The sequence below is a fragment of the Gordonia zhenghanii genome (assembly GCF_021738965.1).
Taxonomy (GTDB): Bacteria; Actinomycetota; Actinomycetes; order Mycobacteriales; family Mycobacteriaceae; genus Gordonia; species Gordonia zhenghanii.
The window spans coordinates 94,355-104,283 of sequence record NZ_JAKKOQ010000016.1 but is presented as its reverse complement, the minus strand read 5'-3'; the positions used below and the strand labels follow the sequence as shown (position 1 = coordinate 104,283).

The 9,929-nt window shown below is 66.5% G+C and carries 7 protein-coding genes and 1 pseudogene; 4 read left to right on the top strand and 4 right to left on the bottom strand.

The window, feature by feature from the left end:
- The 3 genes from L5G32_RS16870 to L5G32_RS16860 all read right to left on the bottom strand — a co-directional run.
- Window positions 1-217, bottom strand: a 217-nt coding sequence (locus tag L5G32_RS16870) for a hypothetical protein (RefSeq protein ID WP_237012236.1), incomplete at its 3' end; no start/stop codon positions are given.
- Between the two features lie 332 nt (window positions 218-549).
- Window positions 550-1,299 (bottom strand): metallophosphoesterase, encoded by a 750-nt coding sequence (locus L5G32_RS16865; protein WP_237012235.1) that lies wholly within the window; start codon window positions 1,297-1,299, stop codon window positions 550-552.
- Between the two features lie 104 nt (window positions 1,300-1,403).
- Window positions 1,404-2,594 carry a helix-turn-helix domain-containing protein gene (locus tag L5G32_RS16860; RefSeq protein ID WP_237012244.1) on the bottom strand — a complete coding sequence of 397 codons (1,191 nt, stop codon included), beginning with the start codon at window positions 2,592-2,594 and terminating at the stop codon, window positions 1,404-1,406.
- A 192-nt stretch (window positions 2,595-2,786) separates the two neighbouring features.
- Between L5G32_RS16860 and L5G32_RS16855 the strand changes: the two genes are divergently transcribed.
- Window positions 2,787-4,622 (top strand): NAD(P)/FAD-dependent oxidoreductase, encoded by a 1,836-nt coding sequence (locus L5G32_RS16855; RefSeq protein WP_237012234.1) that lies wholly within the window; start codon window positions 2,787-2,789, stop codon window positions 4,620-4,622.
- 96 nt (window positions 4,623-4,718) lie between these two features.
- Here the strand turns inward: L5G32_RS16855 and ligD are convergent, their stop codons facing one another.
- Window positions 4,719-6,635, bottom strand: a complete 1,917-nt coding sequence (gene ligD, locus L5G32_RS16850) for a non-homologous end-joining DNA ligase (RefSeq protein ID WP_237012233.1) — start codon at window positions 6,633-6,635, stop codon at window positions 4,719-4,721.
- Between the two features lie 73 nt (window positions 6,636-6,708).
- On the opposite strand from ligD, the pseudogene ku reads away from it, so the two are divergent.
- The 3 genes and pseudogenes from ku to L5G32_RS16835 all read left to right on the top strand — a co-directional run.
- Window positions 6,709-7,482: pseudogene (gene ku, locus L5G32_RS16845) on the top strand (non-homologous end joining protein Ku); the annotation flags it as partial.
- A 71-nt stretch (window positions 7,483-7,553) separates the two neighbouring features.
- The gene (locus tag L5G32_RS16840; RefSeq protein ID WP_237012232.1) at window positions 7,554-8,030 is read left to right on the top strand and encodes a DUF4334 domain-containing protein; all 477 of its coding nucleotides are present in this window, start codon (window positions 7,554-7,556) and stop codon (window positions 8,028-8,030) included.
- 53 nt (window positions 8,031-8,083) lie between these two features.
- Window positions 8,084-9,364: an alpha-hydroxy-acid oxidizing protein gene (locus L5G32_RS16835; protein ID WP_237012231.1), complete on the top strand. Its 1,281-nt coding sequence runs from the start codon at window positions 8,084-8,086 to the stop codon at window positions 9,362-9,364.
- Window positions 9,365-9,929: the final 565 nt, after the last annotated feature.

The window sequence follows — 9,929 nt, the reverse complement described above, 5'->3', positions numbered from 1 at the left end:
TCGCGGCCACCCGCGCGGCTTGTTTGATCGAGCCACGCGCCAGATAGGCGGCGATCACCTCGTCGTCGGTGACTATCGTGCGGGGCCCGTACCCGATCCCGGCCCGATACCCGGCCTCCTGCAGGAGCGCGTACACCTGCACCGACCCCGCGACTCCGACAAGGCTCGCGATCTCCGCGGCCGGGACACCCGCCCCGTACCACCGCACAGCCTTCACACACTGCTCAAAACGGTCCATCTCGAAACACCCTCACTGGTGAAGGCGTTGCAACGACCACTTGAATCCACCTCGGCGGGGTGGAGGCTCGATCAACGGGTGCGGATGGTGACGCTGGGTCTGGCCCACACGTTGGTCGAGCGGAGTCGAGACCGCCTGTAGCGGGGGTGGGGTGACGCTGGGTCTGGCCCACATGTTGGTCGAGCGGAGTCGAGACTGCCTACTGCGGAAGGGATCTCGACTCCGCTCGATCAACGGGGAAGAGGCTCGATCAACGGAGAAGAGGCTCGATCGGCGGTGGAAGAGACTCGATCAGCGGAGTGGTGCGTCGATCAGCACACACTGCGGAAATGAGTGGTGAGGCGGTGGCCGTCGATGATGTGGAAGGCGATGCCTGCGGGCTGGGTGTCGTTGACCACGCCGTCGCCCTCGAACGGCAGGTTCAACGTGGAGGAGACGCCGGGCGCGGTCGTGACGGGGACGCCCGCGAACACACCTGCCGACGGCGAATGGATGTGCCCGCAGACGAGGCCGATGATCGCGGGGTGCGCGCGTACGAACGCTTCGAGTCCGGACGGATCGGTCTGCGCGATGGTGTCCATGAACGGCATGCCGACGGCTGTCGGCGGGTGGTGGAATGCGACGAGGACGGGGACGTCGCCTGCCGCAGCGATCTGATCGCTCGCCCAGGCGAGCGTCTCTTCCGAGATCGCACCCTGATTGTGTCCGGGGATCGAGGAGTCGAGTGCCAGGATCAGGAGCCCGTCGAGCTGAAGTACCGAATTGACCGGTGCGTACGGGTCGCCGCTGTCGTCGGGCCGGGAGACTGAGCGGTACGCCGCGCGGTCGTCGTGGTTGCCGAGGAGCGTCAGAGTCGGGATTCCGGTGACGAGCGTGTCCGCGGCCTCGCGGTACTGTTCGGCGCTGCCTTCGTCGGTCAGGTCGCCGGACACCACGAGAGCATCGATGTTCGTCGCCCCGCCGCAGCGGTCACGCAGGTAGTCGAGGACTCCGTTAATTCGGTCCCGGCGGTCCGAGTCGCCGCAAAAGTGCAGATCGCTGATCTGCGCGACGACGAGCATGTGCTCTCCCTCCGTGAACCGCTTGTACCGCACCAGGCTAACGGACAGGTGTGGGCGACGCAGATTCGCCACAGGACGGCGCTCTGGCGCTCGGTTCGGTGGGGTCAGAGCTGGACCGTGACCTCCTTCGCGAACCGGTACGGGCCAGTCGCGAGCAACCCGCCGAACGTCCTTCTCAACCGGGACATCTCGGCCCGGACGGTGACGGTGCGTGAGGCGTCCCCGAAGATTGCCGCGGCCAGTTCGGCTGCGCTCATGCCCGCACGGTTGCGCGCCAGATGTGTCAGGAGATCGAGATGCCGCGGCGACGGGCGATGCGTCCAGACGCCGTCCCCTGAGGTCACGGTGACGACGTCGCCGATCGTGACCGTGGTGCACTCTCGCTGGGCGCCGTCGGCGGGCCGGATCAACCAGCCACCGGGCAGCGGCTCGACGTCGCAGAGTCCGAGTCCCGAGACGCTGATCCGGCTCGGTGTGAGTTCGAGTGGAAGGCTGATGCGGCGCTGCGGTTCGACGCGATCGACGGCTGCCACCCAACCGAACTCGTCGACCGCCAGTGCTGGCCTGCCTGCTCGGGCGAGAATCGGCGCGGCTACTGAACGCAGCAGATCGAGTTGGTCTCGGTGCGCGTTCTGCAGTCGTGCTTCGGCCAGTCGTGCGACCGAGTCGACGAGGGCTATCGTCGCCGGGTGGATGGACGACGCGGGGCCGCTCACATCGACGACGCCCAGCATGCCGCCGGTTCGAGGATCTCGGATCGGCGCGCCGGTGCACGTCCAGGCGTGGTGGCTGCGAACGTAATGTTCGGCGGAGAAGACCTGTACCGCGCGTCGTGCACTCAGCGCGGTCCCGATCGCGTTGGTGCCGACCGCGTTCTCAGCCCACGATGCACCCTCGACGAATCCGAGTCCATCGGCGCGACGTCGGACGGCCGGGGTTCCGGCCCGCCACAGGACGTGCCCACCGGCGTCCGCGACGACCAGGATGTTCGGGCTGTCGCGGAGAACAGCGTCCAAACCGTGAGTGAGATCGTCCAGGAGGTCCGCGAGGCCGGATGCGCTGCGCCGCCGGTCGATATCGGCATCAGCGATCGGGTCGAGCGGTCCGCCGATGTCGGGGTCGACGCCCGCGTCCGCGGCGCGGGCCCACGACTGCCCGATCACCGATCGGGGACGCGCGGGAAGCCGTAGCCCGGCCATCGCTGCGTCGTGCACTGCGTGGAGGACCTGGGCGTATTCGCGCGGATCCTCGCCGGTGGCGAGCGCGGGCTCGGGGAGCGGGTGTGCGGTGGTCATGGAGTCCAGGTCTGTGTCTTCGTCGGATGCGCCCTGATCGATTGTGGTGCCAGTCACAGGGTGTGGTGTTCAGGGTGCGCCGACCGGTCTGGGTACGTCAACGGCACTGCAACCCTCTGCAACCCTTGCCGGATGCCACGGTGTGGGAGTGTGCTGTCCATCACAGGTTCAGATCGATGGAGAGGACATGCGATGACGCAGACGATGCAGGCTCCGGCCGGTATGGCACGCACCGCGGGGCAGCGAGTGGAAGCGTGGCTCGAGAAGTTCAATGAAGCGCTCGCGGCAGGCGACCCGTACGCCGTGGCTGCGTTGTTCGTCGACGACAGCTATTGGCGAGATCTGGTGGCGTTCACGTGGAACCTCAAGACCGTCGAGGGGCGGGCGCAGATCGCCGCGATGCTCGCCGACCGTCTCGCCGACACTCGGCCACGAGGTTTCGCGCCGAGTGAGGAGCCGACCGGCGCGGACGGCGTCGCCGAAGCATTCATCGAGTTCGAGACTGCGACCGGCCGCGGCGACGGACATCTCCGCCTGCGCGCCGACGACGACGGCGAGGATCGCGCATGGACGTTACTCACCACCCTGCAGGAATTGAAAGGGCACGAGGAGTCGTCCGGCGCATCGCGCCCGATGGGCGCCGCGCACGGCAGCGACCCGACCGAGAAGTCGTGGACCGAGAGGCAGGAAGAGGAGGCGGAGGCGCTCGGCCGTACCGTTCAGCCGTACGTCCTGGTGATCGGCGGCGGACAGGGCGGCATCGCGCTCGGCGCCCGACTGCGGCAGCTCGGCGTCACCTCCCTGGTCGTCGACAAGTACGACCGCCCGGGCGATCAGTGGCGTGGCCGCTACAAGACGCTCTGCCTGCACGACCCGGTCTGGTACGACCACCTTCCGTATCTGCCGTTCCCAGCCAACTGGCCGGTCTTCGCACCCAAAGACAAGGTGGCCGACTGGCTGGAGTTCTACACCAAGGTCATGGAGGTTCCGTATTGGAGCCGGACCGAGTGCACGTCGGCGTCGTACGACGAGGCGACCGGGAGGTGGACGGTCGAACTGGTCCGAGACGGCGAGCCGATGACCTTGTATCCGACGCAGTTGGTCCTCGCGACGGGGATGTCTGGCAAGCCCAACATTCCGTCGTTCCCCGGGGCGGACACCTTCGTGGGCGATCAGCACCATTCGAGCCGCCATCCCGGTCCGGACGGCTTCGTCGGCAAGAAGGTCGTCGTCATCGGTGCGAACAACTCCGCCCACGACATCTGTAAAGCACTGGTGGAGAACGGTATCGACACGACGATGGTGCAGCGCTCGTCGACGCACGTCGTGAAGTCGGCTTCGCTGATGAAGATCGGTCTCGGTGCGCTGTACAGCGAAGAGGCGGTGCAGGGCGGCATGACGACGAAGAAGGCGGACATGACGTTCGCGTCGCTGCCGTACAAGATCATGCACCAGTTCCAGATCCCGTTGTACGACCAGATCCGGGCGCAGGACAAGGACTACTACGACCGCCTCGAGAAGGCGGGCTTCGACGTCGACTTCGGCGACGACGATTCCGGCCTGTTCATGAAGTATTTGCGGCGAGGCTCCGGGTACTACATCGACGTCGGCGCATGCGACCTCGTCGCCGACGGCACCATCAAGCTCGCCAAGGGCGGAATCAAAGAGATCACGAAGAACGCCGTTGTCCTCGACGACGGCACCGAGCTGCCCGCGGACGTCATCGTCTATGCCACCGGATACGGATCGATGAACGGCTGGGCCGCCGACCTCATGGGCCAGGACGTAGCGGACCGAGTCGGCAAAGTCTGGGGTCTCGGCTCGGAGACGACCAAGGACCCGGGGCCGTGGGAAGGCGAACAGCGCAACATGTGGAAGCCGACGCAGCAGCCGAACCTGTGGTTCCACGGCGGCAACCTGCACCAGTCGCGCCACTATTCGCTGTACCTCGCGTTGCAGCTGAAGGCGCGTTTCGAAGGCTTGGACACTCCGGTGTACGGACTGCAGGAGGTCCACCACCTGAGCTGAGTCTCCCGGCCGGCGGCGTCGAACGATCGGGTCATCGGGATCAGTTGACATGACGGCTGCTGGTCCGAACCCGGCAGGTCGAGCCAATCCTGCGATCTACAGGTCGCCGGGCAGCTTGTCCCGCCGGATGCCCCGCCAACTGGGGTGACGCAGATGCCCGGTGGAGGTCCAGTCCATGAAGCGGACGTCGGCGACGAGCTTCGGCAGCACCCATGTCGCGCTCGAGGCGACCGGTTTGTCGAGGGTGCCGATGAACGGGCTGCGTCCGATCGTCAACGGTTTCAACTCATCGAGGAGGGCGTCGAGGTCGGCATCGGTGAACCCGGTGCCGACTCGTCCGACGTAGCGCAGGCCGGTCTCGGCGGGCAAGCCGACCAACAGCGAGCCGATCGAGCCCGATCGGCCGCCCCGCCCCGGCCGGTAGCCGCCGATCACCACTTCGATGTCGTTCCAGTTCTTGTGTTTGCGCCAGTCCGAGCTGCGGCGACCGGACTGGTACGTGGACGCGCGGCGCTTGGCCACGATTCCCTCCCACCCGTTGGACCGGGCGTGTTCGGCGGCGTCGGCTCCCGGCCCGGGAAGCAGGGGTGGGACGTCGGCGATCGACGCCGATTCGATGACCGGGGCTAGTTCGTCGAGGATCTGCCGTCGTCTGTCCCACGGCGTCGAGGTGAGGTCGGTGCCGTTCAGTTCGACCACGTCGAAGACGCGATAGCGCAACGTGTACTCGGCGTCGCGATGATTCCGTGACGCGAGAAGTCCGAAGTCGGTGCGACCTGCTGCGTCGAACGCGACCATCTCGCCGTCCAGGACGACGTCGAATCCGCGGAGCACGGCGCCGAGTTCGAGCAGCTCCGGGAAGTCCGCGGTCATGTCGACACCGGACCGCGACCAGCATCGGATATCGCCGTCGTCGTGGCGCAGGAGAATCCGGTACCCGTCCCACTTGCCCTCGAATGCCCACGCGTTGTCGGTGAGCCCGTCGATCGGTTCGTCGGCGGCGAGCATCGGCCTGGTGCCCGAGACGGTCCCGGTGATCCGGGTGGGCCCTGGATCGGCCTTCTTCCGGGACGCCCGCGCTTTGCGGTACTCGCCGAGATCGACGGTCCGGTCGGCGACGGTCTCCACGACCGGGTCGAGGTCGGCGAGGAGATCTCCGGACTCGCGGAACCGGTCGAGGACGTCGCGGTAATCGAGTTGGGCGATCGCCGGATCGGCGAGCTCGTCCCAGGTCCTCGGCGCCGCGACCCACGGGTGTTCGCTGCCGCGCAGCGAGTACGGGGCGAGGGTCGTCTTCGCCGCCGTGTTCTGGCTCCAGTCCAGGAACACCTTCGACGTCCGTGCGGACTTCGCCATCGACGCCGTCACGTCCTTCGGGTGCGCAGCCGCGAGCGAGTCGGCGATCTGTTTCGCGACCGCCCGCGCCGACTCCGACTTCACCGGAGACGGGAAGCGCGCGTAGACGTGGATCCCTTTGCCGCCGCTCGTCACCGGGTACGAGTCGAGACCTGCGTCGGCGAGGACGTCACGGATGGCGAGCGCGACGTCCGCGCACCGCTGCAGAGGGACGTCCGGGCCGGGATCCAGGTCGAGGACGAGACGGTCGGTGCGCCGCGATTCGTCGCCCGCCGATCCGATGCCCGACAAGTCGATACGCCACTGCGGCACATGGAGTTCCAGTGCTGCCATCTGCGCCAGCCACACCAAGTCGGCCGCCGACCGCGCGACGGGATACACCGTCTTCCCTTCGGCGTGGGCGATCGTGAAGCGAGCCAACCAGTCCGGTGTCCCGGGCGGGAGCGCCTTCTCGAAGAACGGGTCCGACCCGGTGCCGTGCGGCCAGCGTTTGCGTGTGATCGGCCGTGATGCGATGTGCGGCAGCATCACGTCCGCCACTGCGATCACGTACTGGAGGACGTCGAACTTACGGGTGCCGTCGCCGGGGTACATCACCTTGTCGAGGTTCGTCACGGTGAGGAAACGGCCGTCGACCTCCAGCTTGGACCCGGGCATGGGATCGATTCTGCCCCATTCCCCGGAGTCGTTCGGGCCGCTCGAAGGGTGCGATGCGTGGCACAATCGTGCCATGCGAGCCATCTGGAAGGGTGATCTGAGCTTTGGCCTGGTGAACGTGCCGGTCAAGGTGTACTCGGCGACCGAGAGCCACGACCGGAGCTCGCACCAGGTCGACTCGAAGGACGGCACACGGATCCGGTACCGGCGCGTGCGCGAGGGCACGGACACGGAGGTCGAGTACTCGAGCATCGCCAACGCCTATGAGTCCGAATCCGGCGAACCGGTGATCTTGACGAAGGACGACCTCGCCGAACTGCCGGTCTCGAGGAGCCCGGAGATCTCGATCCTCGAGTTCGTCCCGATCGACCAGGTCGATCCCATCTACTTCGACAAGCCCTACTATCTGGAGCCGTCGTCGAAGTCGCCGAAAGCCTATGTGCTGCTTACCAAAGCCTTGGAGCAGACGGAACGTCTCGCGATCGCCAACTTCACTCTGCGTAACCGGACTCGGCTCGCTGCGCTTCGCGTGATCGATGGCGTGATGACCCTGCAGACGCTGCTGTGGCCGGACGAGGTCCGAGTCCCCGATTTCGACTTCCTGTCCGCCGATGTCGAGATTCGCGACAAGGAACTCGACATGGCGGCATCGCTCATCGAGACCATGGCGTCCGACTTCGAGCCGTCTCAGTTCGAGGACACCTACCAAATGGAGTTGAGCAAGCTGATCGAGGCGAAGGCTGAGGGCGGCGAGGCGTTCACCGAACCGGAGCCGACGAAGTCCGACGACGGCGACGACGAGGTGTCCGATCTTCTCGCCGCGCTTCAGGCGTCCGTCAAGGATCGCGCTGCCGGATAACTGATAACGATCGCAGTCAGATTGCCGTACATGGGCGCGGGATCGTAAGCTCTTCGATCATGAGTCAACTTACGGAGCAGCAGGCCGTCGCGGAGTTCCGGTGCCTGGTCCAGTCGCAGGAGATCAGTGCGCCCGGCGACCTCGACGTGATCTGGGCAGCGCTGTCGCCGGTCGGCATCGACGAAGTGATCGGCGACTGGCGTGGGGGCGAGCTGCCCTCCGGTCATGCGTTGGACGGTCAGTTGGCGAAAGTCGGGTGGCACGGAAAGTGGCTGCGCGGACGGTACGACGTGGCACCCATGGTCTGTCGTGACGCGGACGGCGAACTGTACTCGAACCTCGACGTGGGCAAGGGTGCCGCCAGCCTGTGGATGGTGGAGTTCCGCGGTGAGCTCACGGCATCGATGGTGTACGACGGACAACCGGTGATCGATCACTTCAAGCGTGTCGACGACGCCACGTTGATGGGCGTCATGAACGGCAGCACCTCGTTGGTACGCGACCACCACTTCTACTTCTTTCTGACTCGCGAGTAGGCGCGCGCTCGACCGCGGTTCAGATCGCGCCGCGGTAGGCGACAATGGACGCCATGGCTGAGAACTACGGGCGTGCGCGACAGAACGAGATCTACCGTGCAGGCATTCACGGACGCACGCCGTCGGTGCCGACCGATTTCGCGACACTGGAGCGCCGCGCCCGAGCGAAGATGAGCGCGCGCGGCTGGGCATACATCGCCGGGGGAGCGGGCGAAGGCCGGACGATGACCGCCAACCGCGACGCCCTCGACCGGTGGGCGATCGTGCCGAGAATGCTTCGCGATACGAGCGAGCGAGACCTCGGGATCGAACTGTTCGGTCAGGAACTGCCCGCGCCCATCCTGTTCTCGCCCGTCGGAGCGGGCGCACTCGCCCATGATCGGGCCGACGTCCACATCGGCCACGCGGCGGCCGAACTCGGGCTCCCGTACATCTTCTCCAATCAGGGCTGTGCCCCGATGGAGGAGGTCGCGGCCGAGATGGAGTCCGTGCGACCGGGTGCGCCGCGCTGGTTCCAGCTCTACTGGTCCACCGACGACCGGCTCGTCAGAAGCCTGGTGAGTCGCGCCGAGAGGGCTGGCGCCGCGGCCATCGCGGTCACCCTCGACACGACGATGCTCGGGTGGCGGCCGCAGGATCTCAATCTGGGGTCACTGCCGTTCGCGCGAGCCGAAGGGATCGACCAGTACACGTCCGATCCGACGTTCTGGGAGATCGTCGCCGAACGACTCAAAGGCACGGTCGGGGAGAAACCCGAGATCAGTGTGGGTGCGATCAAGACTCTCCTGTCGATCGCGAAGAACGTGCCAGGCGACCTCCGCCGGAATCTCACCGCTCCAGAGCCGCGCGCGGCGGTCGAGACCTTCCTCGACATCTACTCGCGGCCGTCGTTGAACTGGGACGACATCGCGTCGCTCCGTGACCTGACAAAGCTGCCGATCGTCCTCAAGGGCGTCCTGCATCCCGACGACGCCCGGCAGGCCGTCGACGTCGGCGTCGACGGCATCATCGTCTCCAATCACGGCGGCCGCCAGGTGGACGGGTCGATCTCCTCGACTGATGCCCTCGTCGACGTCGCCGATGCCGTCGACGGACGGATCAAGGTGCTCGCCGACTCCGGCTTCTACACCGGTTCGGACGTGTTCAAAGCGCTCGCGCTCGGTGCCGACGCCGTCTGTATCGGTCGCCCGCACATGTACGGGCTCGCCCTCGCCGGTGCGCAGGGCGCGCGTGACGCGGTCGCGAACATCGTCGCCGAACTTGACCTCACCCTCGGCCTCTCCGGCCACACCGACGTCCGGACGCTCGACCGTTCGGCGCTCAAGCGTCTGTAAGCCTCGACGGCTGCCTCCCCGCCCTGCTGATCGAGCGGAGTCTTCGTCCCGTTGATCGAGCGGAGTCGAGATCGCGTGCGCTGTTGTGGGTCTCGACTTCGCTCGACCGGCGGGAGTGGGGTGCGTTCGTGGCGGGAGCGTCGCCGCACCTATAGGCGTGGCCGCTGCCTCGTTGATCGAGCGGAGTCGGGATCGCTTGTGCTGTTGTGGGTCTCGACTTCGCTCGACTGGCGGAGGGGCGGCGAAGTGTCGCCGCATCTATAGGCGTGGCCGCTGCCTCGTTGATCGAGCGGAGTCGGGATCGCTTGTGCTGTTGTGGGTCTCGACTTCGCTCGACCGCGCGGGAGTGGGCGTTCGTGGCGGGAGTGTCGCCGCATCTATAGGCGTGGCTGCTGCCCTGTTGATCGAGCGGCGTCGGGATCGGTTGTGCTGGTCGAGGTCTCGACTTCGTTCGACCGGCGGAGGGGCGGCGAAGTGTCGCCGCATCTATTGGCGTGGCCGCTGCCTCGTTGATCGAGCGGAGTCGAGATCGTGTGCGCTGTTGTGGGTCTCGACTCCGCTCGAC

What these genes read in the sequence shown, in the direction of transcription:
- L5G32_RS16865 (WP_237012235.1), bottom strand. Translation starts at nt 1,299, where the DNA reads ATGCTCGTCGTCGCGCAGATCAGCGATCTGCACTTTTGCGGCGACTCG.
- L5G32_RS16860 (WP_237012244.1), bottom strand. Translation starts at nt 2,594, where the DNA reads ATGACCACCGCACACCCGCTCCCCGAGCCCGCGCTCGCCACCGGCGAG.
- L5G32_RS16855 (WP_237012234.1), top strand. Translation starts at nt 2,787, where the DNA reads ATGACGCAGACGATGCAGGCTCCGGCCGGTATGGCACGCACCGCGGGG.
- ligD (WP_237012233.1), bottom strand. Translation starts at nt 6,635, where the DNA reads ATGCCCGGGTCCAAGCTGGAGGTCGACGGCCGTTTCCTCACCGTGACG.
- L5G32_RS16840 (WP_237012232.1), top strand. Translation starts at nt 7,554, where the DNA reads ATGAGTCAACTTACGGAGCAGCAGGCCGTCGCGGAGTTCCGGTGCCTG.
- L5G32_RS16835 (WP_237012231.1), top strand. Translation starts at nt 8,084, where the DNA reads ATGGCTGAGAACTACGGGCGTGCGCGACAGAACGAGATCTACCGTGCA.